Raw genomic sequence first — 23522 nt, forward strand, 5'->3', positions numbered from 1 at the left:
AGAGCCTGTTCAATAAATCTTAAAGTGAGGCCACGTCATGCGCCTACCTTTAATGTTTACAGCGCACCCCACCAGCCCTACCTGGCGACTTCCCATCATCGTATTCCTGCTGACCGCCATGGTTGGCGGCTGGATTTGTTTCAAGACCGAGTCCAACCGCCGCGAGATCGAAATGGCGCGCGCGAACCAGTTGGTCTCCAGCTATGCCACCGCGATTACCCGGCAATTCGACCATGCGCTATCCGCTGCCAATGCGCTGGCAGTGATGGTGCACCAGGGTAAAGGACGCGTTGCTGAATTTCCGCGCCTGGCGAAATACATGCTGAATATGTATAAAGGCGCTTACGCCTTGTCCCTCGCACCCGACGGCGTCGTGCAGCAAATCGAACCGGCTGCCAGCAATTCCTGCGTCAACGGTCACAACATGCTGGCCGGGATGGACCGCGCCACACTGATACCGACCATGGATCAGAATGTGGTCGAATTCTATGGCCCTATCCGTTTGTTGCAAGGACCTATGGGTGCGATCGGCAAACTGCCTGTATTCCTGAAGAATGCTGAAGGCAAAGCCCATTTCTGGGGTTATACCCTGGTGACGCTGAAGTTTCCGGATGCCTTCAGTGATGCGCATCTGGAAAATATGGAGGCCCGTGGCTACAGCTATCGCCTGACCGGCAGGAACCCGCAAACATCCCGGGTCGAATTAATCTCGGCATCGCGCAAACCCATGCAAGGCCGTATCTACACGCGCCAGGTCAAAGTGGGCAATGATGAATGGACGCTGGAAGTCAGTAAAAAGGATGACTGGCAAAATGGCACACGTACACTCGTCGCAGCCGTCATCGTCATCATCAGCAGCCTCTGCATGGGCTGGTTCACCTATGTGCTGGTCGCCGTTGTCCGTAGCCGCAAGGAATTGCAAAGTATCGCGCAGTACGATGCATTGACCGGACTGCCGAATCGTCGCCTGCTGGAAAGCCATCTGAAGCACGCCATCGCAGGTGCTGCAAATGGCGAACATCAGGTCGCTGTCTGCTTCCTCGACCTCGATGGCTTCAAAGAGATCAACGATAGCCTCGGCCATGCCGCCGGCGATTACCTGCTGCAGCAAATGTCGCTGCGCTTGTCCAACTGCATGCGCACAACCGATATGCTGGCGCGCTTTGGCGGTGATGAATTCGTCGTGGTCCTGAGTGAATTGCATTCGATAGATGAATGCGAAAAAATCCTGGCACGCATGATCAACGCTGCGCAGGAACCGGTAGAAATCAACGGCAAGCAGGTCGTCGTATCCGCCAGCATAGGCGTCGCCATGTACCAGCCTGGTATCGGACGCGATGAGCTCATGCAGCGGGCCGACGCAGCGATGTACCAGGCCAAGCAGCTTGGTAAAAATAAATACGTGTTCGCCGATTGATTTGCCGGGTACTTGAGCTAATGCACAAGCGATGAAGTCACAACTTGTGCAAAGGCATCACCTGATAGGCAATTTATACCGAAGCCAATAACGGCAAGGCTGTGCGCGCTGCGACTATGAGTTTCCCCCAGACTTATCCACAGAAAATGTGGATAAAGGAAACAAACAGCGCGGTTCCACACACCCATAACAAAAGCCGGCATCAGCCGGCTTTTTTACGCGTACAGCAAGCAACTATCAGCCAGTGACCGCACCTTTGCTGGCCGACGAAGCCAGTGCGGCAAATTTCGACAACACGCCACGTGTGTAACGCGGTGCAGGTTGTTTCCAGTTGGCGCGACGACGTGCGATTTCTTCTTCCGGTACGTTCAACTGGATCAGCAATTTGTGTGCATCGATGGTGACCGAATCACCCTCTTCCACCAGGCCGATCAGACCACCGACAAACGCTTCCGGCGACACGTGGCCGACTACCATGCCCCAGGTACCACCGGAGAAACGACCGTCGGTAATCAAACCAACTGACTCACCCAGGCCTTGGCCAACCAGTGCCGAAGTCGGCGCCAGCATCTCAGGCATGCCAGGACCGCCTTTTGGTCCGAGATAGCGCATGACCAAAACGTCGCCAGCAACAATCTTGTTCGCCATGATCGCGTCCATCGCTGTGTATTCGTCATCGAATACACGTGCCGGGCCGGTGATCACAGGATTTTTCAAACCGGTGATTTTTGCCACGCAACCTTCAGGCGACAGATTGCCTTTCAGGATCGCCAGATGGCCTTGCTCGTACAGCGCATCCTTGATCGGGTGGATCACGTGCTGGTCGGCGCGTGGTACCGATGGGATGTGTGCCAATGCTTCCGCCACGGTCTGGCCGGTGATCGTCATGCAATCGCCGTGCAGCAGGCCTGCATCCAGCAAGACTTTCATGACTTGTGGAATACCGCCGGCTTTATGCAAGTCGGTCGCAACATATTTACCCGATGGTTTCAGGTCACAGATGACAGGTACTTTCTTGCGCATGCGTTCGAAATCGTCGATCGTCCATTCCACTTCAGCGGCATGTGCAATCGCCAGGAAATGCAGGACTGCATTGGTCGAACCGCCGGTAGCCATAATCACGGCCACTGCGTTTTCGATGGCCTTGCGCGTCACGATGTCGCGTGGCTTCAAATCATTCTTGATCGCTTCGATCAGCACGCGTGCGGATTCCGCTGCGGAGCCGACTTTTTCATCGTCAGGGTTGGCCATGGTCGACGAGTAAGGCAGGGCCAGGCCCAGCGCTTCGAACGAAGACGACATAGTGTTCGCGGTGTACATACCGCCGCAGGAACCGGCCGATGGGCAGGCATTGCGTTCGATACCGTCGAAATCTTCCTGCGACATGCGACCGGCAGTGAATTCACCGACGGCTTCAAACGCGGAAACGATGGTCAGGTCCTTACCTTTCCAGTTACCCGGTTTGATGGTGCCACCGTATACATAGATGCTTGGTACGTTGGTACGCAGCATCGCGATCATGCCGCCCGGCATATTCTTGTCGCAACCACCGATTACCAGCACGCCATCCATCCACTGGCCGTTGACAGCTGTTTCGATACAGTCGGCGATGACTTCGCGCGAAATCAGCGAATACTTCATGCCTTCGGTACCCATCGACATACCGTCCGAAATCGTCGGGGTGCCGAATACTTGCGGATTGCCGCCGGAATCCTTGATGGTCTTGATCGCGATATCAGCCAGCTTTTGCAGGCCGGAGTTACATGGCGTAATTGTCGAGTGGCCGTTGGCGACGCCGACCATAGGTTTATCGAAATCTTCCTTTTCGTAGCCCATTGCGTAATACATGGAACGATTCGGGCTGCGGGAGATGCCTTGCGTAATATTTTTCGAACGGCGATTGAATGCCATGATGACTCCAGAAAGAAAACTATCGGTAGTACGTCGCAATTTCAAAGGGCTGCGACGCTTGCCTGCCCGGTAACAGGGCAAATCCTTGAAAAGACGCCTAGATTGCCTTGCGTCGTGCCATGTGTCAAATATATGATTCCATCATGATCAATATGCAAAATATATTGATATGAGGTAAATTAAGGCCATGAACATCGAACTCAGGCAGCTCCGCCACTTTGTCACCGTCGCTGAAGAAATGCATTTCGGCCGCGCCGCGCTGCGCCTGCACATGACGCAACCGCCGCTGTCGCAGTCAATCCAGGCGCTGGAAGCCTTGTTGGGCGTACAGCTGTTCCGTCGCACCAGCCGCAGCGTCGCGCTGACGCCGGCCGGTATTGCGCTCTTGCCGGAAGCACAACGCATCCTGCAACAAACCGCCGCCCTGCCCGACCTGATGCGGCGCGCCGCTTCCGGCGCTTCCGGCCGCCTGTCGCTGGCTTTCGTCTCGACCGCCGACTACAGCGTGCTACCGCACTTCCTGCGCGAATTCCGCGAAGCCTATCCGCAGGTGGAAATCGATTTGCGCGAAGCCACCACGGACGTCCAGCTGGATGAACTGGCGCAGGGACGTATCGACGTCGGCTTGCTGATCCCGCCTTTGCCAGACAAGGCCAAGCTGCAACTCGATTATTTGCCGGTTTTATCTGAACCTTTGATCCTGGCTGTACCTAAGGGACTGAAGGCTGTGCGCGGCAAGCAAACGGTGGCATTGCAGGCGGTAGCCGAACTGCCGCTGATTATTTTCCCGCGCCGGATTGCACCAGCCTTCCATGATGCGATCCTGGCTTGTTATCGCGACGCCGGTTTGACGCCGCATATCGGGCAGGAAGCGATACAGATGCAAACCATCATCGGCCTGGTATCGGCCGGCATGGGCATCGCGCTTGTGCCACAATCCGTATCAAACTTAAAACGCCCCGGCGTCGACTACAAGGCATTGGCAGATAAAACGCCTCTGGTCGAAACCGGTATGGCATGGCGACGGGATAATACCTCGCCGGTATTAAACGCTTTTCTGGAATTATTGCGAAAGAAATAAATTATGTGGATACACCCTATGCCCGATCCGGTTGCACTTTCAATCGGTCCCCTCGCCATCCGCTGGTATGGTTTGATGTACCTGGCGGCCTTCGCGCAATTCATCTGGCTGGCACGCATCCGCATCAAACAACCACATATCGCCCGTGCCGGCTGGAAGAAGGAAGACATCGACGACATGCTGTTTTACGGCGTGCTCGGTGTGATCATCGGCGGCCGCCTCGGTGAAGTCCTGTTTTACGATCCCAGCTATTACTTCTCGAATCCGCTCGAAATTTTCAAGGTCTGGAAAGGCGGCATGTCCTTCCACGGCGGCTTCCTCGGCGTTTTGCTGGCGATGAGCGTATGGGCCCGACGCCAGGGTCGCAATGTACTGGATGTATGGGATTTCATCGCACCCATGGTGCCGCTCGGTTATGCCTTCGGCCGCCTCGGCAATTTCATCAATGCCGAACTGCCGGGCCGCATTGCCGATGCCTCGCTGCCCTGGGCCATGATCTGGCCGAACGTCGATAACCTGCCGCGTCATCCTTCACCTTTGTACCAGGCACTGGTCGACGGTTTGCTGATGTTCATCCTGCTGTGGCTGTTTGCGCGCAAGGAAAGACCGCGCATGGCGGTCGGTGGCATGTTCGCCTTGCTGTACGGTTCGGCACGCTTCTTTACTGAATACTTCCGCATGCCGGATTACGAAGTGCACTTCGCCGGCATCACTATCTCTGCCGGACAAATGTTGTCAGTACCGCTGATCGTATTGGGTATCGTCATGCTGCTGATTGCTTATCGCAAAAAACCTGCATGACGCCTTACCTTTATTGATTGGACTTATGACAGCCTGGCTCGCCTTTACCAAACTCGCCGATACCAACTTCACGATGCCGCTCGCCGCACTGCTTGCAGTGTGGCTGGCGACAGCACGCGCATGGCGTCCGGCACTTTGCTGGTGCCTGCTGTTTGGCGGCGGGATCTTCCTGGTCGCCGCGAGCAAGATTGCCTACGTCGGATGGGGTATAGGTATCGCTGCAATCGACTTCAAGGGCTTTAGCGGCCATGCAATGCGGGCGATGTCTATCGCACCTGTATTCATGTATTTGCTGCTGCAGGAACAGGATGCGCGCAAGCTGCGACTGGCCGTGCTGGCCGGCCTCGGCTTCGGCCTGCTGATCGGTATCTCGCGACTGGTACTGGGCGTACATTCGATATCTGAAGTGATCACCGGCTTGCTGCTGGGCGCAATCATCAGCCTCGGTTTCATCGCATATGCGCATGGCCGGGCGACCATCGTCTTTGATCGCAAGCTGCTCATCATAGGGGCGATTGCCTTGCTCCCCATCCTCTCGTTCAAACCGGCACCGACCGAAGGCTGGATAGAACGCATCGCGATCTACCTGGCCGGCAGCGATAAAAACCTGCACCGCCATCCGACCGAGCAACGCTAACTACCCTGCTTCAATTCACCACCGCTACGCCAGTTCGCCCACAGGCCGGACAGGTGTTCGCGGTGCAGCAAGAGTACTGCAAGCGCATAGCTCAGGGCTCCCACCGCCATCGATATAAACAGCATCGCCACCAGCGGCAACGCCAGGTGCTGCAAACCGCGCTGGGCCGCATAGACACAAGCCGCCATAAAAGTGACGCACAGGAAAGGCGACAGCAAAGGCTGCATTTGCTGCCGGATCGGAATCGCCGCGTACTTTCGTAACAGATGCAAACCCAGCGGATAAGTCACGGCAACGCGACAAGACCACGCAGCAATGATGTAAATCGCAGACTGGTGCGCGGTCAGGAACACTGCTGCGATGGTACAGGCACTGGCACACACCGCCGGCAACAACAAGGCACGCGGATGGCCGAGCGCACGCAGGTAAGGACTGACGAACACGCGGGTAAAGCTGATCGCCCACACGAAACACAGGATCACGATCATCGGGATTGCTTCCGCCCACTTGTCACCGAGCAGCAGCGGCACCCATTGTGCGGTCGTCAAGGCCAGGCCGACGAAGATGGGCGTGGATACGAAAGCCATCACCTGCGTGGTTTGCAAGAAGGAACGCTGCAAGCGTTCCTTGTCCGCCTGCATCGACGAGAACAATGGCAGGCCGATGCGTCCCGCCACACTGCCGACGATATTCGACAGGGCATCGGTCGCCTTGAATGCGACACTCACAAAACCCAGCATGCTCATGCCGTGGATCGCACCGATCAGCAGGCTGAAGACGCGTGTCAGGAAAGCCCATAACGCGCCTTCCAGCATCACCGGGAAACCGAACACGATCAATTGCTTCGCATGCGCCCATGAAAAACGACGTTGCGGCATGCGTGTATGCCCACGCCAGAAAATCACCGTCAATAAAATATTTTGCACGATACCGGCAATGACGATGCTCCATACGCCGAACTGCGCCAGTGCCAGCCCTATCGCCACGATGCAGTAACTCAGCTTGCCGGCAACCGTGCGGCGCGCAATCGCCTTGGTGCGCAATTTGCGGTCCAGCATTGCCGACGGCAAAAGGTTCAGGCCGGTGAACAGGCAAGCAGTCCCTTCCGCCAGCAAGATGGTGCCGACCAGGTTTTGCTCCAGATGAAAAATGAAGTACAGGCCAACGCCTACGCAAAACAGGAAGCCGGACAAGCCCAGCGCAATCGCCATCCAGAATGCACTATCCAGATGCAGCATATCGATGGGCCGGCGCTGGATCAGCGCTTCATTGATGCCGAGGCCGATCACCAGTTGTGTCAGTAGTACGATGGATTGCGCGAAGGCGACACTACCGAAATCTGTCGGCGTCAACACGCGTGTCATGATGGCCAGCGTCAGGAAACCGAGCAGGCCCACTCCCAGGCTATCGACGATGGCCCATGGCACCACCCGTCGCATATTTTTCATCTTGCCACCAGCCTGCGTTTGAACGAGCCCAGCATGCGCCTGAGCTTGCCGAAGATGGAGAAGGTATTCAGGAAGCGGTTCTTTCTGATCGAGAGCTTGAGCATGCGCAACCAGGATTCATCGATCTGGCGCGTCTCCGCAATCTGTACGATTTCTTCCAGCAAGACCAGCTGTGCATGGTTTGCCGCACGCAGGCGCAGGATCTGCGCATCGCTCGGGCGACCTGCCAATGATTCCGGCAAGACCGCGCCTACCGCCATGAAATTGAGTTTGGTCCGCAAGCACTTTTCGCAACGTCCGCAATTGCGCCCGGTAGTCGGTCCTTCCCAGCACACACGCAGATTACGCAAGCCGACGGCCCAATCCAGTATGCCTTCCGCTTTTTCGGTGCGCGCGAATTCGCCACCGTCATACACAATCTGGAAGTCACGGCTGGACAGCATCGTATAAGTAATCGGATTACCGCCCCAGGGCAAGACCAGGCGTGCATAGTCTTCATCGGAACCGACCAGGCCGGCGCTGGCACTACCCTGCCAGTTGCGCAGGCAAGTCGCGACGCCATTGCCGAATTCCATTTCCCAGTTCACGCAGGCGACGGTGCGCCAGTTAGTCTTCAAGGTCACCAGCGGCACGCTGATCGAATGCAGGGTATCGGCGGCCGATGCGATTGTCGTATCGAATGCAGCCTTGGCATCCAGTGCTATATCAAAGCCCTGGATCAGCACGCCGGCATGTAAGGAATAGCTGCGCCGTCCGGCGCGACCGGTGACGTGCCGCCATGCGGTAAACGATGCATCAAGGCCGCCGGAAAATGCCGCGACTGCACGCGGCGCATACGGCGCGGGGATCGCGCTGTCCGGCAATTCCTGCGCTGCGCCGACACGGATCGGCCGATACAGGTCAGGCCGCCACGCGACCCAGCATGCGACCAGGTCTTCCATATTCTTCAATAAGGAATAAGTGACCGGGCCATCGATATACAAATCCTGGCCGCGATGCATCGCGACAAAGACCAATGCCGTCGCCGCCATATCGTGCGCCACCAGCGGTGCCGGCAAGCTATGCTCGGGCCCGGCCAGCTCCCACCAGACTTGCTGGTTGCCGAAACTGGCACTGCGCACGACCCGGCCTTCACTGCGCTTTTCGCTCAGCCGCACAATCAGCGGACGCGTCGCATTTTGCATGAAAGGATGTTCCTGCAAATTCAGGTGGTCGGACAAATTCATCAAGCGCGTTGATAAACATCGTCGAAACGCACGATGTCATCTTCTCCCAGGTAAGCTCCCGATTGCACTTCGATCAGGTGGAGCGGCATCTTGCCCGGATTCTCCAGCCTGTGTGTCATGCCTATCGGGATATAGATAGATTCATTTTCCGTCAGCAGCCTGACGTTTTCGCCGCAAGTGATGCGGGCGGTTCCTGTTACCACTACCCAATGTTCGGCACGATGGTGGTGCATTTGCAGCGATAATTTTTCACCCGGGTCGACCGTGATGCGTTTGACCTGAAAGCGTTCACCGGCATCTATGCCTTCATAGCAACCCCATGGCCGGTACACCCGCGTGTGGTTCAGGTGTTCGCTGCGTTGTTCCAGTTTCAGGTGTTCGACCACTTGCTTGACGCGCTGCACCTGGTCTTTCGCCACGATCAGCACCGCATCCCTGGTTTCGACCACGATCAGGTTATCGACGCCTATCGCCGCGACGAAGCGACTCTCGGAACGGATCAGGGTATCCGTCACGCCATCCGCATAGACATCGCCGTGCAGGATATTGCCGTCCTTGTCGCCCGGCTTGATCTCGGCCAGGGCCGACCATGAACCGACATCGCTCCAGCCGATATCGACCGGAATCACCAATGCATGCGGCGTATGTTCCATCACGGCAAAGTCGATGGATTCCGCCGGACAGGCGGCATAGGCCGTTTCATCGAGCCGGCAAAAGGACAAGTCGCTATACGCATCATGCACAGCCAGTGCGCAACATTGCGCCATTTCCGGCTGCAGGCGCTGCAGTTCGGCAAGGTAAGCGGAAGCGCGGAACATAAACATGCCGCTATTCCATGAGTAATTCTTATCTGCGATGAATTTTTCAGCGGTGGCGCGATCCGGTTTTTCCACGAAACGCTCGACCGCAAAACAGGTATTCGATGTATCCAATGCCGCACCGCGCCGTATATAGCCATAACCGGTTTCGGCGGCGGTCGGTACGATGCCGAAGGTCGCCAGTGCAGTACTGCCTATTGCATCCGCCGCCAGCATCACGGCGAGATGGAAAGCATCATCGTCAACGATGACATGATCAGCCGGCAGCACCAGCATTACCGCATCCGGGTCGATGGCGGCCAGGTAATTGGCGGCGGCTGCTACCGCCGGTGCGGTATTGCGACCCTGCGCCTCCAGCAATATCGCGGTCGGTGTAATGCCGATCTGGCGCAATTGTTCGGCCACCAGGAAGCGATGATCATCACCGCAAACTACCAGCGGCGGCGCCATGCCTTTCCAGCCGGAGACACGCAGGACGGTATCCTGCAACATGGTGCGTTCCGATACCAGTGGCAGCAATTGCTTGGGTAAGGCAGCACGCGACAAGGGCCACAGGCGACTGCCGGAACCACCGGACAAAATGACGGGATATATATTCACATAACCCCGCTTCAGGCCACGCCGGCAAGTTTGCGTGCCTTGACTTCCGGCGCGCGCGTCTTGCCGCGGCGGTCACGGGCGTCGCGCCAATAATCTTCCACGCATTCGGACACATGCTGCATCTTGCCTTCGCGGCTGACACAGTAATCCTTGCACACCACCAGCTCGGACATATTGGAATGCGGCGACACGCGCGTGTATTCAAACAGCACACTACGCGCCACTTCCGAACCACTGCAAATCTGGCTGCCATGGCCAATCCAGGTCGGGCCGATAATCTTGCTGCCGGCTTCTATCGTGGTGCCGGAACCTATGTACACCGGCCCTTCTATCGTCGTGCCTTCCCAATCAATATGTGTGTTCAAACCAACCCACACACCATCGGCAATCTGCGTGCCGGGCATCGTCATATGCGCAAGTTCGCCCTTCAGGACATTTTGCGACACTTGCCAGTAGTCCTTGACGTTGCCAATATCGATCCAGTTGAAAAAGCGCTTTTGCGCAAAGAAGGGCACACCTTTTTCAACCAGCAATGGAAACAGCTGCGAACCGATATCGAATTCGACATCGGAAGGAATCAGGTTCAGCACTTCCGGTTCAAAGATATAGATACCGGTACTGGCCAGGTTGGACAGTGCATCTTCCGGCTTAGGCTTTTCCTGGAAAGACAGCACGCGCCCTTCTTCATCGGTCACCACCATGCCGTAATCGCTGGCTTTTTCGAGTGGGACTTCCTTGGTGATGATGCTGACCATCGCACCTTTTCTTCTGTGTTCGAACAGAGCCGACTTGATATCGAGGTCGATCAGTGCATCGCCACAAATCACCAGCGTCGTTTCATCAAAGAAGCCGCCGAATTCCTGGATCTTTTTCAAACCACCGGCCGAACCGATAGGCTTGGGCATCACCTCGCCTTCATCCGTCATATAGCCTTCGAAGGAATAACCGATCTGCGCCCCGAAGCGCTGGCCCTCACCGAAGTAATCTTCTATCTTTTGGTGCAGATAACTGACGTTGACCATGATCTCGTGTATGCCGTACTTCACCAGATGCTCGACCAGGTATTCCATCACCGGTTTACCGAGAATGGGAATCATGGGCTTGGGCAATTCATAAGTCAGGGGCTGGACGCGCGTTCCTTTGCCTGCGGCAAGTATCATTGCTTTCATGGTGTCCTTGAATTCATGAGTGGAGTGGATAAGGATGGTGCGTACTGTGGTGTCAGGCGTAAGCGAACTTCTCTTCCGACATCGCCTGCCAGCGCCAGGAATCGGCACACATCTGCTCTATGCTGCGTTCGGCACGCCAGCCCAGCTCGCGTTGCGCCAGTGATGCATCGGCGTAACACACTGCAATATCACCGGGACGTCGGGCAACGATGCGGTAAGGAATCTTGCGACCGCTCGCTTTTTCAAATGCACAAATCATTTGCAACACGCTGCTGCCGCAACCGGTACCCAGGTTGTAGGCCAGTACGCCTGCATCTATATTCATTAATCGTGCCAGCGTCTTCACGTGGCCAAGGGCGAGGTCGACCACATGGATGTAATCGCGCACGCCGGTGCCGTCTGTGGTCGGGTAATCGGAACCGTATACCGAGAGCAACTCGCGCCGTCCGGAAGCAACTTGCGCCACATACGGGAAAAGATTGTTGGGAATGTCGTTAGGGTCTTCACCGATCAGTCCGCTTTCATGCGCACCGGCAGGATTGAAGTAGCGCAACAGGGCGATGCGCCATGATGGGTCAGAAGTTGCCACATCGCGCAGCATCTCTTCTATCATCAGCTTGCTGCGGCCATAGGGATTGGTAGCCGCCAGCGGAAAGTCTTCGACGATAGGAACCGTGGCGGGGTCACCATAGACAGTGGCGGAAGAACTGAAGACCAGGCTCTTCACACCATACCTGGCCATTACCTGGAATAGCACCAGGCTGCCTTCTACATTATTGTCGTAATAGCGCAGCGGCTCGGCGACTGATTCACCGACTGCCTTGAGTCCTGCGAAATGCACCACGGCATCAAAATCATATGCGGAAAATATTTCTTCCATCGCAGAACGGTCACGCAAGTCTGCTTCAATGAAAGGAATATTGCACCCTGTGATGGTCGCAACGCGATCCAGTACCGAGAGCTTGCTATTGCAGAGGTTATCCACGACGACGACTTGATAGCCGGCCTTGATCAGTTCTACACAAGTATGTGAGCCGATATAACCAGCTCCTCCTGTTACCAGTATTTGCATTTTCATTCATCCAGGAAGCGGCAAATTTGCACCCTTACAAAGAGAGCTGGATTACTGCAAAGTTCACTATTTAACTAGAAGATTTAACAATAAAGTTAGTTGAAAAATTTACGCGTTTTCAGAGGGAAACTTCATCAAACTGAAATATTTTTCTGTAGAAATTTATCTCGTATTTTTGAAAAAAATGCACGGCAAAAATCGTCAACGCGCGTAACTTTTACAATGAAATTTTTCATCATGCGGTCGTGAGAAAAACAGGCTGTTCGATGCGCAGCAGGTAGTCCGCACAAAACAAATGCAGGGTGCGCAACACATCGGCATGCACGCCGTACAAAAAGAAATTACGCTGCACTTTTGTCTGATGTCCATACAAGAGCATCAGCAAGGCTATGCATGCACTGTCGATGTGCGTGACAGCAGAGAAGTCGATGCGGATATCGCCAGGCGTTGCAGTTGCATCAGAGAATGCCTTGCGCATCGGCTGCAGGTTACTTTCTTCCCACGCGCCACTGGCCGTTATGGTGCACAGGCCAGGCTGCTTGCTGACGCTGATGTGCGCCGCAGCCAATGCGGCTGCATCACACTTTCGACGTCGAAGAAACAGTGCGCATGGAATGACCTGCCGGCTCATCAGCCTGAGCAAGGTCATGCCATCGTGCAAATAGCGTCGCCACAAACTGGGTTCTTCCCAGATACGCCACAACCATTCGCCGCCTATGCGCTGTATCCAACGCGGTGCACGCACCACGGTACCGGCGACGAAATTGACGACTGCACCAAGATGGCTGATGACGGGTGCATCCAGTGCGGCGAGATTGTGTTCTATCCACGCCTGCCCTTTCTTCGCACCGAGGGCAACCACCACGAAGTCGGCCTGGCTGGCATTGATGCGATTAATGATCGCGTTCGTACTCATTTGTTCGACACTGCCGAAACCGGGCGATTCATGACCGGTACACACCAGGCCGGATGCACCGGCATTTAGTTTTTCCGCCGCCGCTTCAGCCACGCCGTCCGGACCACCAAAGAAATACACGCGTAATTTTCCGCGCGTGCGCAAGCGTTCAAACAAGGTGGAACCGGCGACGCGTTCAGTAACAGGCAAACCCAGCAAGCGTGCGATCCAGACCAGCGGCATACCGTCCGCCACAGACAAGTCACTGCGTATGACTGAATCACGGAAATCGCCGCCGGCCAGGCTGGCAACGGCGAAGTTCAGGTTGGGCGTAGACAGGAAGCAGCGCTGGTAGTGCCGGGCCGCATCGGACAGCTTATCGACCGCCTGTTCGGTACTGATCACGTCGAAAGGCAGCCCGAGTATGCACACTACCCGGCGCTGGAAATCAGTTTGCAGCGGATAGGCGGATATGGCTGCGCCAGCGAGGGCAGGCACTGTTGCGTAATTATTCTGCATCGCGTTTGGCCCTCACCCATTCCAGCTGGCGGTTCACGAAAAACTTCATGTACAGCGGCAATTTCCAAAAGGCATAGCCCAGCGCGGAAAACAAATCCTTCAGGCTCAGCACTTGCTGGCCGAAACGCTGCCATGACAAAAGTATTGCCAGCGTCAGTGCCGCCAGCAGCGCAGTCGCCAATAGCAATGGCGCGGCAACATCAAAGACCAGGAAATTCAATGCAGCGACGGCGAACACCGCGCACGAAACCATGGTCAGCAAAGCCAGCGGTGGCACGCACATATCCAGTGCCATCGCAAACAGTGCGCGATTCTTTTCACGCAAGCCCTGCCACAGCAGTGGCAAACCTTCGCTGACTATCATGCCCATATGGCCGTGTTCCCAGCGCGTGCGTTGCATGCGCGCGGCTTCATCACCTTGCGGGAAATAACTGACGACGCAAGCTTCCGGGCAAAACAACGGTGCCGCATCCGCCCGCGCCAGTTCAATGCCCAGCTTCATGTCTTCCGCCAGGTGGCCGTTCGCCAGCGACGCCTGTGCAATCAACCCCCATGGGAAAGCCATGCCGGTTCCCATCAACTGGCAAGGCAGACCGAGGTGATGGAAACCCAGCGCGCGTACCTTGTTCTTCACTATCCATGCGAATTCAGCGATGCGTATTTTCAGGCCAGCACCCCTTGGTGCACGCATCAGGTCCAGCGCCTGTACCGGCCTGTGCATTTCCAGTGCACGACAAGCCAGATGCGTAATCGAACCGGCTTTCAGGCGACAGTCGGCATCGATGATGATCAACACTTCGGGTGGGCTGAGTGCGAGTTGGCGCACACCGGCATCGAGCGCATAGCCTTTGCCGCGCGCATACAAGTCTTCTCGTTCCAGCACCGGCGCGCCGGCGGCCAGGGCCAGTTCCGCAGTGTCATCATCACAGTTGTCGGCGACCACCAGGATACGGTCACCTTCACGTAACTGTTCGCGTATGCCGGCGACAGTGGCTGCGATACCTTGTGCTTCATTGTGCGCAGGAACCAGTACCGCCACCACCGGCCGCCGACCGGTGGGCAAGGCCGCCGGCATAGTCTTCTTGCATGCCGCCAACACCTGCAACAAAAGCACTGCTACCGGCACCAGCAAGGCCAGTACCAGCAAGGACAGGATGAGCTGGAATAAAGTCATCATGATTTACCTCCCAGCAGCCAGCGATCGCCTTCCGCCACCTGGTAGAACAACGCAATCAGCTTTGCCGCTTCGCGATCGATATCGTGGCGCGCCAGCACGCGGGTCCTGGCGCGCGAACCCATGCGTGCCAATTCATCGGCCGGCGTATTCAGGCAGCGTTCCATCGCCAGTGCCAATTCATCGACGGAACCAGGCGGATACAACCAACCGTTTTCGCCTTCAATCACCAGCTCCGGGATACCGGCAATCCAGGTCGTCAACACCGGTCTTTGCACCGACATCGCTTCCATGATCACCACCGGCAAGCCTTCGGCAAAACTCGCCATCACCAGCGCGCGCGCCGCCAGCAGTTCCTGACGCACTTCTTCACTACTGATCCAGCCGGTAATGCGCACCTGCGCCGCCAGGTCATGTTTGGCAATCAGCGCTTCCACCTCGGGTCGCATTTCACCGTCACCGGCGAGTACCAGTTCAAAATCTATCCCTTTGGCTGCCAGCTTTGCCGCCGCTTCGATCAGGATTTGCTGTCCTTTCTGTTCGCATAGGCGGCCTACGCAAACAAAGCGCGGCCTTTCGACCACCTGGGTCGCACCTATCCGATAGAAATCCGGATCGACGCCGCAATGCACGATGTGCATCTTGGCCCAGTGCTGATAGGCCACGCTGCGATACAACTGGCTGCGACAAAAGGAACTGACTGCCGCAACAAAGGTGGCACGCCGGAGTTTTTCCCCGAGGCCGATGAATTCGGCCTTATCGAATTCTTCCGAGCCATGGATGGTCAGGCTGTAGGGGATGCCTGACAGCCCGGAAGCCAGCATCGCCACCTCGGCCGAGTTGGTACCGAAGTGTGCGTGCAAATGCGTTGCACCTTCGCGCTTCAGCCATAGTGCAACCTGGCAGGCTTCGGCCAGGTAAATCAGGTGATATGGCAAGGAACGATCGGCGCGCTTGCTCATACGCCAGGCCTGGCGCAAGCCATGCCACAAGCGGGACGGCGTTGACGTCGCAATCGAAAACATCGCGCGCAATACACCACCCAAACCTTTTTGCAAGACATAGCGGGTTCGTTCACGCTCGGTGAAATCTTCCGCATCGACCAGGTCACCATCCCAGCCGCGCATCGCTATCCTTTGCACATTCATGCCCTGTCGCTCAAGCGCCAGTATTTCCCGCCGGATAAAGCTGTGGCTCACCTTCGGGTACTGATTAATCAGGTAGGCAACACGTATCGCATTCACTTCAATTCCTTTCGGCCATCCATCACGGATGGCATATGTCTTTCTTCTTGTAGATGCACTATGCGTGCCGGTACGCCGACTGCCGTCGCGCCATCGGGCACATCGCACAACACGACTGACAGTGCACCGATACGACAGCCATGGCCAATGCGTACCGCGCCCAGTACCTGGGCATAAGCACCGAATTCCACATCGTCGCCGATCACAGGCACCGCACCATCGGCGCTGCGATTACCTATGGTCACGCCCTGACGCAAAGTGCAGTTGCGACCTATCTGCGCTTCCGGGTGCACAAAGATGCCGCCGAAATGCCAGATACGTAAGCCGCCGCCTATCACTGCCGACTTCGGCAAGCTGATACCGACTACCGTTTCCACCAACCGGAACCACGGCCAGTACACAACCGTCAGCAAACGCCTGATCCGGCCCGGTGCGCGACTGTCTATGCGTCGCCCCATGCGATAAGTCCACACCGCCCAGATCGATTGCTCTTTCAGGAAGGGGCGCCGCATGTCATAACGCTGCAGATCTGCCGACCAGTCGCTATCCATATGCATCAATCCTGTTGCAGTAACTCACCACTGACGGTGGAAGCCGCTCCGGTACCGCTGCTCGCGTACACCGTCACGATGGCGCGTGGATCAGGCCAGGCAAAAGTCTTGCTCTCGCCATGTGCCAGTTCACCGCTATCGAAGTAAAGCGGGTTCCCCGACGGATCACGTACTTGCAGGCGTAATGTGCCGCCACCGCTGGTACGTGCCGTGATGCGATAGTTCTTCCCGGCCTGCGGCAAAGCCCAGTTCACCGGATGCAGGCCACGCGACGAGTAGTTAACTTGTGTCACCGGCTGCGCATTGGCGGGAAATACCACCGCCTGCTGCCAGGTATCAAAAGTCCCCAGGCTGGCACCAGATTGCAATTGCCACGGGCCGCGCATGGACAGGAGATTCATAGGCTTTTGCAAGGTGACCGGCTTGCCATCGCCATCCAGCCAGCCTTGCGCTGACACCACCGGACGCAGTGCCACGCGCATGCGTTCGAGGTCATTGGCCACATTGTTGTCCCAGCCGCCTTTATGCAAATCGAAACCGGCACCGTTTTCCACATAGATGAAGAAAGGCGTGCCGAAGTTACGATCAACCACATAGGCGCCGTAGGTCTTCAGTGTCTCTGCCACTTTGCGTAAATCGGGATTGCTGATCTTGCTGGTGTCGTAAGAAGGCGGCAGCATCAGCAAGGCACCTTCCGGTATCTTTCCCGTATTGCGTGTGGCGGCATCGGTATCTGCCGAAGTCGCAGGGAATACATAAGTCGGTTGCGACGACAGCCCGTCAAAGGTCAGCGACATGGCCAGCGCATGGCGATACATCACATCGCCGTCCTTCACTTCATGCTTGCGTATCAGGCCACCTGCAGTTGCCACCCCGGCCGCGCGCGCACCCTGGAAGTAATGCGCCGGATCACCCCAGCCGCGACCATTCAGTTTGGTCCATGCATACTGTGCGGCGACCCACTTGCCATCCACTTTTTTCAATTGCCAGAACGAGTGGACGATGCCGGTCACCGGATCGACGATATCGGCATGCCCATCGCTGGCGCTGGCGGCCACCACATCGGCAGGCCAGCGCGGGATAGTCACATCATGGAAAGCGGACGCATCCGGGTCCCACAAGCCCTGCGTCTTCGGCAAGCCGCTCACCGTGACAGACTGATCCCCTGCCTTCGCGAGAAAAACACCGGTAGACCACTCACCACCGGCGACACCGGGGGCATAGGTGGATTTCGGGATCACAAAGTCGCCGAGTACCGCTTGCACGGGTCGGCTATTCCACGGTGAAGTCGCGGCAAATGGTTTTTGATACGTGCCCCAGCTACCCTGCGCCGCCGCTTGCATGGGCGCGCCTGTCAGCAGCAACGCGCCGCACAAGGCCAGTGCAGTCGCAATGCTGTTTTTGATACCGACATCAGGGTGGGAAATAGGCATATCCGGGTTCTCCATATTGTTTAAGCTGTTTTCAATTTATTGGCCATCATCTTGCCGCGCGCTATCCACCAGTGTTCAAAGTAGAAGGTAGAGATATGCGCAAGGATGAACAGCACGGCGAAGAGCAATGGCCGTTTCAGGTATTTGATGATCACGTCGCCACTGCCGAGCCAGGTATGCGCCAGTAGCGGATGGATCACATACAGCGCATAGGAGACAGTCGCCAGGTAAACCAGCACGCGACGGTTCAGCATGGTGGCGAGCGTGCTGGCCGGATTAACGATGGTGCTGCCGACCAGCAAGGCCGCCAGGTAAGGACGCAGGTAATTCAGCGCCGCACCCTGCTCATGGCAGGACACCAGCAACAACAGCAGCAATGGCCATTGCGGGATTCTTTTCAACCACGCCAGCACGCGCAAATCACTGCGGTGATGCACCAGTAGCGCCAAAGTACAACCGGCCAAAATCTCATCCATGCGGTAATAACTGATGCTGGATGCATACACGCCATCCGTCACACGCAAGCCGGTGAAGAACAAAGCCAGCAAAGGGAGCAACAACAAGCTGCGCACACCAAACAAGGCAAACAGCAAGGCGATGCCCAGGTAGAACTGCATCTCCAGGCACAAACTCCAGATGTGCTCGGTCAGCGTGACCAGATGCACCGGCGGCAGGTTCGCGTAAAAGAAGAAATGCGATAACCAGGTATCAGCCGATGCCCCCGCCAGCGTCAATGCCAGCGCCAGGTACAGCCACGCCAGCGGCAGGATACGGAAGAAGCGACGCACCAGGAAATCCGAAACCGGCGGGTCCTTCAGCAGGAAGGAAGTAATCAGGAAACCGGACAAGGTAAAGAACAAAGACATGCCGAGCAGGCCGAACATGGCATTCATCTGCAATACCTTGGGCCCCATAGGCAGCAAGTGCGCTGCCAGCACACACAGGATGCTGACGCCGCGCCAGCCATCCAGCACTTCCAGGCGCGGGCCGCTCATCCCACACCTGCCTTCTGTTGCGGCACGCCGCCGTTAACTTTTGCATCAGTTTTAGCCGTAGGCAATGCACCACTGATAGTCGCCAGCGCACAACCGGCTCCGATGACAAACCAGAAGTACCAGTTAAAGACCAGGTAACCGAACATATTGTCCGACGACGACACCACCAGATACACGATCACAATCGCGATCGTGATGAAGGATGCCAGCCGGTCTGCCCTGAACAGTGCTTTCAGTACCAGCACCATGCGTGCATACAGGAAGAGATAAGCGCACAAGCCGAGCACACCGGCGTCAAAGAACCATTGCACATACACATTGTGTGCACCCCAGTTCATCTTGTTTGCAGCCGGGAAAAAGGTTTGTGAGAAATGACGGAAAGCCTCGACACCATAACCGGACAGATAATGACTGGGACGCATCCATTGCAAGCCGCTCTCCCAGATCGACAGACGCCAGGCAAAGGAATTCAGCTTGGCATAGCCGACCGCTTCGGTACCGCTCCCCAGGTCCAGCAGGCGATCGCGGATCTCCGGCACCAGCAAGGCCACTACCGGCAACAGCATCAGGTACAGCAGATAACGCCGCTCAAACAGCAAGGCATAACCGACAAATACAAACAGACAGGCGATCCACGCACTGCGGGTCTGTGTCAGTACCAGCAAAGCCAGCAGGTAAAAGAAATACAGGGTCACCACCACGCGCATGGTGCCACTCAGCGGCATTGCTTTATCCTTCAGCGTGAACAGGGTCAGCGGAATCACCAGCGTCAGGTAAAAAGCGAAGATATTCGGATGGGTAAACGTCGATTGCAGGCGGAAGCCTTCCGCCCCGCCGCTGCCACCATGCAGGGCCACATCAAGCACCGCATACAGCGCAGGCAAAACCGAAGACCACAAGACCAGACGCACGCAATAACGGAAATCCTGCGCCGAGCGCACGAAGTAAAAAGCACTGACAAACATGGCGAAATAAGACAGCAGCGTCAGGTAGGTGCGAATCGCATCACCCTTCTCCGGCGAAATCACGACGCCGAACAATGCCGCCAGCAGGAAAGGCAGCCACGACCAGACCATCTTCTTCGGTAACTGCTGCGGCCTTTCCATCACCAGCATGCAAGCCAGCAGGATCACGCACAGGTTGATGACACCGCCGAGGCCAGTGGTATAGCCGCCTATCGAGAAGCGAGTCGACTCCAGCACCACATCACCGACCGAGCGGAACACGATAATCAGCGTCAGCAGCGCCATGCGGTTAAACAGCAGCAGGAAGCCAAACAGCAGGAAGGCAGGCAAGGCGGCCAGTCGCGCCAGTTTGTAATCCATCACTTCCGCATAAAACGGCACGACGATACCGGCCAGCAGCGCCAGCACGATCACGCCTAGCACCGTATGCGCCTGCCCCTGGTTCGGCAGCCAGCGCATATGTACTTTGCTGCTGCCGGATGCAGTGCCTTGATATGGAATGTCGGTAGGCATGGACTTAAGCGGCCAGTTCCCCGGCCACACTCATGCTGCCCTTGCCCGGGAAACGCCGGATCAGCCAGGAACGGATGGCATTCCATTCACCGGTCTCAGGTGCGTTGCGCGACTGGAACTGGAAGTAACGCCACAGCAAGGCAGCATCCTGTCGCGTCGATGCCGCCTTGCGGAAGATCAGTTCGCGTTCCAGCTCCTCCGACGCACCGAGTCCGCGGCGCAGGGTATACGCCATCTGCGCGAACTCGTCGGAGAAATCAGTCTTGCCGTTCACATCAAACAAAATCCCGCCGTGATTGCAGAATGGCGCCGGATCGAAGTAAGGCAAGCCATGCATGATGCAGAAAGAACGCGTCAGGTAACGCGAAATATCGAGCGACACTTCGACCTGTTCACGGAAACGTGTCGCGCTAACATTGCTGCCGTGCCAGCGATACTGGATCAGCTGTGACGGCACATTGGTGCATTTGCCGAGTATCGCCAGTTGCCCGAACATGAAGTAATCTTCGGCCAGGCTATTCACCTGTAAACGTTTGTCAGCAGGCATCACCTTCAGGAAGTCGGAACCGTAACGCACGCCCAGTTTTTGTACCGCGGCGAAATCCATCATGGCGGCCGGATGCGTAATCGGATTGCGGAAGAAACTGGCGGCTGCGACACGCTGGCGACCGACCGGCATCTTGATATTGCCACCGACTTCGCCCGCACCATTGATCACCGACGATTGTCCGCTGATGGCGACGCAGTCCGGCTGCCGTTTAAAAGCGGCCAGTACGATCTCCATGCGATCAACGAAGCAGACATCATCGGCATCATGCCGCATCACATATTTGCAATCGCTGATCTCCAGGCCACAATTCAGCAAACCAGCCAGGCCTTCGGCCTGCGGGAAGCTGTGCACTTCTATGCGCGGATCACGGCGATGATAATCCTCTGCCAGCTCCAGGCTGCCATCGGTAGAACCATGGTCCAGCACCAGCACACGCCAATCCTTGAAAGTCTGCATGCAAATGCTGTCCAGCGATGCGGCAAGGTAATCGATACCGTTCTTGACCGGCAGTAATACGTCTATGGTTGCCAAAATAATTCTCCCTTAAATGATGGCCGCTAACTGTGCGGCATCTGCGATTCGTGTTGTTCTGGTCTGGGCTGGCGGCGTCTGTGCCTGCTCCAGCGTCACCAGTTCACTACGCTGCGTCCACGCCGCGACATAACGGGAATTTTTGCCATAGCTGTTATCGAGCACGATGTTGGGCCGATTCAGCAGGCAAGCGAGGATGTGGCCGTGCAGGCGATCAGTCACGATGAACTCATGCCGTGCAAACAAACGCGCCGCGTCTTTCACCAGGCGACCTGAGTAAGCAATCCACAAACGCACCAGGATGCGATTCGCGGCGCGTCCCATGCCACGACGATAGAAGCCACCGAGGCCGCGGCGGAACAGATTGATATGTTCTTCACGCTCACCGACGAATTCCGGCCAGTCGGTGACGGTGTCGACATCCAGGTCGCTCATCTCGGCGTGCATACCGCCTTCATCATCGACGCGGCTGATACGCAAGCCGTGCTGCGACGGGCGTTTGTTACCTGCGCGCAGCGGATAAAGCTGATGCGCCATATCCGGCAACAGATAAACGTGATCGCTGAAGGCTTGCGCCATCTGCAGCGACACTTCATCCCGCACACAGATGTGTACATCCGGATGGCTGCGGAATACTTCGGCTGAAGAGGCCTGCTCGGCGGCTGAAGAGAAATGCAGCGATTGCGGCAGCACGATGATGCGATTGTGCGGATGCGACATGACGATGTCTTCCCGCAACTGCTGGAAACACGGATACAGGTCGCCGAAATTGCCGCCACCGTGGAATACGATCACATCGCCCTCGTCTATCCACTCCGGATCATAGGCGTCGTAGGGTGCGATCAGCTTGGGCGACAAACCGTGCTTACGGAAGAAAGCCAGCGTGCCATGCATGATCAGCAGATCGCCGACATTGCCGTGCGTCGGGATATCGACATAGTGGAAAGGCGCATCGCCTATCAGCTCCAGCAATACTTCATGCCGCTGCATCAATTCCTTGCATAGCTGTTTGTGATTCTTCAGGCTCGCCATGTCATCTCATTTAAATTTAGTATTCATTCATGACAGCGCCGACCACCAGCACGCCGCTATGCTTCATCGAATCAACCAGGTTGCCGATCGCACCGACGTGGCTGTTGTCCTTGCGCGCCACGACCAGCGCCGCACCGGCACGGGCGGCCGCGGTCTGGCCATCGGCGTAGTCGTAATCAGGCGGGGTATCAATCAGGATCACATCGAACTCGGTGCTGAAGTCACGCAGCATTTGCGGGAAGGCACCACGTCCCAGCAACTCCTGCGGATTCGGCGGTAACACGCCACTCGGCAAGACCGACAAATCCATCAGCGCTTCTATGCGCTGCACGTCAGTGGCAGCGTTACGTCCGGACAGGATGCCGGACAGGCCACTGCGGTTTTCTATGCCGAATAATTTATGCTGGCGCGGTCTGCGCATATCGGCATCGATCAGCAAGGTGCGCTGGCCCAGCTGCGAAAACAGCACTGCCAGGTTGGCCGCGATATAGCTGCGGCCATCACCACGCTCGGCACTGGTAATCGCCAATGCCGAACGCTGCACGCCGGAACCAAACCAGCGCATCACCAGTTGACTACGCAAAGCACGCAAGGCTTCCACCTGTTTGCTGAACGGATCATAGGCCGCGATAACCTCTTCGCTGACGCTGCTTTCACCACGGCGCAAGTACGGATAGGCAAACTGGCTGGACAGGGCAAAATCGATATCGGCAGCTGTCAACAGACCCAGCGCGACGCCGGTTTCGCCAAAACGTTGCCGGTATTTATGCTGCTCGCGCAGGATGAGTTCAGTATCACCGGCAGTGAGGCGGCCACTCTTGATGAGTATGCTGCCCATCTGGTTGGCGGTGGTCAGCGGACGGGTTTCGCGATAATGCAGTGTGGCCGCATCCTGTATCTGCGTTGCGTTTCTGATCATGATGTTTCCTATCTATAGTGT

20 protein-coding genes are annotated in these 23522 nt (G+C 56.6%); 4 read left to right on the forward strand and 16 right to left on the reverse strand.

The genetic code is table 11. From position 1 onward, the window contains the following. The first annotated feature begins 37 nt into the window (after positions 1-37). A complete protein-coding gene (locus ACFQPC_RS10215; protein ID WP_382271746.1) occupies positions 38-1417 on the forward strand; it encodes a sensor domain-containing diguanylate cyclase in 1380 nt (459 codons plus the stop codon). Positions 1418-1654: 237 nt separating this feature from the next. Here ACFQPC_RS10215 and ilvD read toward each other — a convergent pair whose 3' ends face one another. Then, positions 1655-3328, reverse strand: coding sequence for a dihydroxy-acid dehydratase (ilvD, locus tag ACFQPC_RS10220; RefSeq protein ID WP_382271747.1), 1674 nt, complete (start codon positions 3326-3328; stop codon positions 1655-1657). 187 nt (positions 3329-3515) lie between these two features. On the opposite strand from ilvD, the gene ACFQPC_RS10225 reads away from it, so the two are divergent. The 3 genes from ACFQPC_RS10225 to ACFQPC_RS10235 are packed head-to-tail and all read left to right on the forward strand — an operon-like array spanning position 3516 to position 5847. Then, positions 3516-4409: a LysR family transcriptional regulator gene (locus tag ACFQPC_RS10225; protein WP_012078515.1), complete on the forward strand. Its 894-nt coding sequence runs from the start codon at positions 3516-3518 to the stop codon at positions 4407-4409. Positions 4410-4412: 3 nt separating this feature from the next. Continuing rightward, positions 4413-5210 (forward strand): prolipoprotein diacylglyceryl transferase, encoded by a 798-nt coding sequence (gene lgt / locus ACFQPC_RS10230; RefSeq protein WP_382271748.1) that lies wholly within the window; start codon positions 4413-4415, stop codon positions 5208-5210. A 25-nt stretch (positions 5211-5235) separates the two neighbouring features. Continuing rightward, on the forward strand, positions 5236-5847 hold the full coding sequence (locus ACFQPC_RS10235; RefSeq protein WP_382271749.1) for a phosphatase PAP2 family protein: 612 nt from the start codon (positions 5236-5238) through the stop codon (positions 5845-5847). Here the strand turns inward: ACFQPC_RS10235 and ACFQPC_RS10240 are convergent. From ACFQPC_RS10240 to epsG, 15 genes are all read right to left on the reverse strand, one after another. Continuing rightward, entirely contained in the window at positions 5844-7295 is a 1452-nt protein-coding gene (locus ACFQPC_RS10240) for a lipopolysaccharide biosynthesis protein (protein WP_382271750.1), read from the reverse strand. The genes ACFQPC_RS10235 and ACFQPC_RS10240 overlap by 4 nt on opposite strands. Continuing rightward, positions 7292-8521, reverse strand: coding sequence for a hypothetical protein (locus ACFQPC_RS10245; RefSeq protein ID WP_382271751.1), 1230 nt, complete (start codon positions 8519-8521; stop codon positions 7292-7294). Before ACFQPC_RS10245 ends, ACFQPC_RS10240 begins: the two co-directional genes overlap by 4 nt. Next, positions 8521-9939, reverse strand: coding sequence for a mannose-1-phosphate guanylyltransferase/mannose-6-phosphate isomerase (locus ACFQPC_RS10250; protein WP_382271752.1), 1419 nt, complete (start codon positions 9937-9939; stop codon positions 8521-8523). The genes ACFQPC_RS10245 and ACFQPC_RS10250 overlap by 1 nt, the downstream gene beginning before the upstream one ends. 11 nt (positions 9940-9950) lie before the next feature. Continuing rightward, positions 9951-11108: a sugar phosphate nucleotidyltransferase gene (locus tag ACFQPC_RS10255; RefSeq protein ID WP_382271753.1), complete on the reverse strand. Its 1158-nt coding sequence runs from the start codon at positions 11106-11108 to the stop codon at positions 9951-9953. A 52-nt stretch (positions 11109-11160) separates the two neighbouring features. Beyond that, positions 11161-12180 carry a UDP-glucose 4-epimerase GalE gene (gene galE / locus ACFQPC_RS10260; protein ID WP_382271754.1) on the reverse strand — a complete coding sequence of 340 codons (1020 nt, stop codon included), beginning with the start codon at positions 12178-12180 and terminating at the stop codon, positions 11161-11163. Between the two features lie 235 nt (positions 12181-12415). Continuing rightward, on the reverse strand, positions 12416-13594 hold the full coding sequence (locus tag ACFQPC_RS10265) for a WecB/TagA/CpsF family glycosyltransferase (RefSeq protein WP_382271755.1): 1179 nt from the start codon (positions 13592-13594) through the stop codon (positions 12416-12418). Further along, positions 13584-14771 carry a glycosyltransferase family 2 protein gene (locus tag ACFQPC_RS10270; RefSeq protein ID WP_382271756.1) on the reverse strand — a complete coding sequence of 396 codons (1188 nt, stop codon included), beginning with the start codon at positions 14769-14771 and terminating at the stop codon, positions 13584-13586. The genes ACFQPC_RS10265 and ACFQPC_RS10270 overlap by 11 nt, the downstream gene beginning before the upstream one ends. Beyond that, positions 14768-16012 (reverse strand): glycosyltransferase family 4 protein, encoded by a 1245-nt coding sequence (locus tag ACFQPC_RS10275; protein ID WP_382271757.1) that lies wholly within the window; start codon positions 16010-16012, stop codon positions 14768-14770. Before ACFQPC_RS10275 ends, ACFQPC_RS10270 begins: the two co-directional genes overlap by 4 nt. Then, positions 16009-16569, reverse strand: coding sequence for a serine O-acetyltransferase (locus tag ACFQPC_RS10280; protein WP_382271758.1), 561 nt, complete (start codon positions 16567-16569; stop codon positions 16009-16011). Before ACFQPC_RS10280 ends, ACFQPC_RS10275 begins: the two co-directional genes overlap by 4 nt. After that, on the reverse strand, positions 16569-17996 hold the full coding sequence (locus tag ACFQPC_RS10285; RefSeq protein WP_382271759.1) for an Atrophin-1 multi-domain protein: 1428 nt from the start codon (positions 17994-17996) through the stop codon (positions 16569-16571). The genes ACFQPC_RS10280 and ACFQPC_RS10285 overlap by 1 nt, the downstream gene beginning before the upstream one ends. Before the next feature lie 20 nt (positions 17997-18016). Beyond that, on the reverse strand, positions 18017-18991 hold the full coding sequence (locus ACFQPC_RS10290) for an acyltransferase family protein (protein WP_382271760.1): 975 nt from the start codon (positions 18989-18991) through the stop codon (positions 18017-18019). After that, positions 18988-20469 (reverse strand): O-antigen ligase family protein, encoded by a 1482-nt coding sequence (locus ACFQPC_RS10295; protein ID WP_382271761.1) that lies wholly within the window; start codon positions 20467-20469, stop codon positions 18988-18990. The genes ACFQPC_RS10290 and ACFQPC_RS10295 overlap by 4 nt, the downstream gene beginning before the upstream one ends. 4 nt (positions 20470-20473) lie before the next feature. After that, the gene (locus ACFQPC_RS10300) at positions 20474-21550 is read right to left on the reverse strand and encodes a glycosyltransferase family A protein (protein WP_382271762.1); all 1077 of its coding nucleotides are present in this window, start codon (positions 21548-21550) and stop codon (positions 20474-20476) included. Positions 21551-21562: 12 nt separating this feature from the next. Beyond that, complete coding sequence (locus tag ACFQPC_RS10305; RefSeq protein ID WP_382271763.1) at positions 21563-22582, reverse strand: polysaccharide pyruvyl transferase family protein; 1020 nt, start codon at positions 22580-22582, stop codon at positions 21563-21565. Between the two features lie 16 nt (positions 22583-22598). Further along, complete coding sequence (gene epsG / locus ACFQPC_RS10310; RefSeq protein ID WP_382271764.1) at positions 22599-23501, reverse strand: chain length determinant protein tyrosine kinase EpsG; 903 nt, start codon at positions 23499-23501, stop codon at positions 22599-22601. Between the last annotated feature and the right edge of the window lie 21 nt (positions 23502-23522).

Origin of the sequence: Herminiimonas glaciei, from assembly GCF_042664955.1 — a bacterium.
Taxonomy (GTDB): domain Bacteria; phylum Pseudomonadota; class Gammaproteobacteria; order Burkholderiales; family Burkholderiaceae_D; genus Oxalicibacterium; species Oxalicibacterium glaciei.

Coding starts and splice junctions, on each gene's coding strand:
- ACFQPC_RS10290 (WP_382271760.1), bottom strand. CDS start 18,991: ATGAGCGGCCCGCGCCTGGAAGTGCTGGATGGCTGGCGCGGCGTCAGC.
- ACFQPC_RS10245 (WP_382271751.1), bottom strand. CDS start 8,521: ATGAATTTGTCCGACCACCTGAATTTGCAGGAACATCCTTTCATGCAA.
- ACFQPC_RS10305 (WP_382271763.1), bottom strand. CDS start 22,582: ATGGCGAGCCTGAAGAATCACAAACAGCTATGCAAGGAATTGATGCAG.
- ilvD (WP_382271747.1), bottom strand. CDS start 3,328: ATGGCATTCAATCGCCGTTCGAAAAATATTACGCAAGGCATCTCCCGC.
- ACFQPC_RS10295 (WP_382271761.1), bottom strand. CDS start 20,469: ATGCCTACCGACATTCCATATCAAGGCACTGCATCCGGCAGCAGCAAA.
- ACFQPC_RS10255 (WP_382271753.1), bottom strand. CDS start 11,108: ATGAAAGCAATGATACTTGCCGCAGGCAAAGGAACGCGCGTCCAGCCC.
- ACFQPC_RS10225 (WP_012078515.1), top strand. CDS start 3,516: ATGAACATCGAACTCAGGCAGCTCCGCCACTTTGTCACCGTCGCTGAA.
- ACFQPC_RS10280 (WP_382271758.1), bottom strand. CDS start 16,569: ATGCATATGGATAGCGACTGGTCGGCAGATCTGCAGCGTTATGACATG.
- lgt (WP_382271748.1), top strand. CDS start 4,413: ATGTGGATACACCCTATGCCCGATCCGGTTGCACTTTCAATCGGTCCC.
- epsG (WP_382271764.1), bottom strand. CDS start 23,501: ATGATCAGAAACGCAACGCAGATACAGGATGCGGCCACACTGCATTAT.
- ACFQPC_RS10265 (WP_382271755.1), bottom strand. CDS start 13,594: ATGCAGAATAATTACGCAACAGTGCCTGCCCTCGCTGGCGCAGCCATA.
- galE (WP_382271754.1), bottom strand. CDS start 12,180: ATGCAAATACTGGTAACAGGAGGAGCTGGTTATATCGGCTCACATACT.
- ACFQPC_RS10285 (WP_382271759.1), bottom strand. CDS start 17,996: ATGCCTATTTCCCACCCTGATGTCGGTATCAAAAACAGCATTGCGACT.
- ACFQPC_RS10235 (WP_382271749.1), top strand. CDS start 5,236: ATGACAGCCTGGCTCGCCTTTACCAAACTCGCCGATACCAACTTCACG.
- ACFQPC_RS10215 (WP_382271746.1), top strand. CDS start 38: ATGCGCCTACCTTTAATGTTTACAGCGCACCCCACCAGCCCTACCTGG.
- ACFQPC_RS10270 (WP_382271756.1), bottom strand. CDS start 14,771: ATGATGACTTTATTCCAGCTCATCCTGTCCTTGCTGGTACTGGCCTTG.
- ACFQPC_RS10240 (WP_382271750.1), bottom strand. CDS start 7,295: ATGAAAAATATGCGACGGGTGGTGCCATGGGCCATCGTCGATAGCCTG.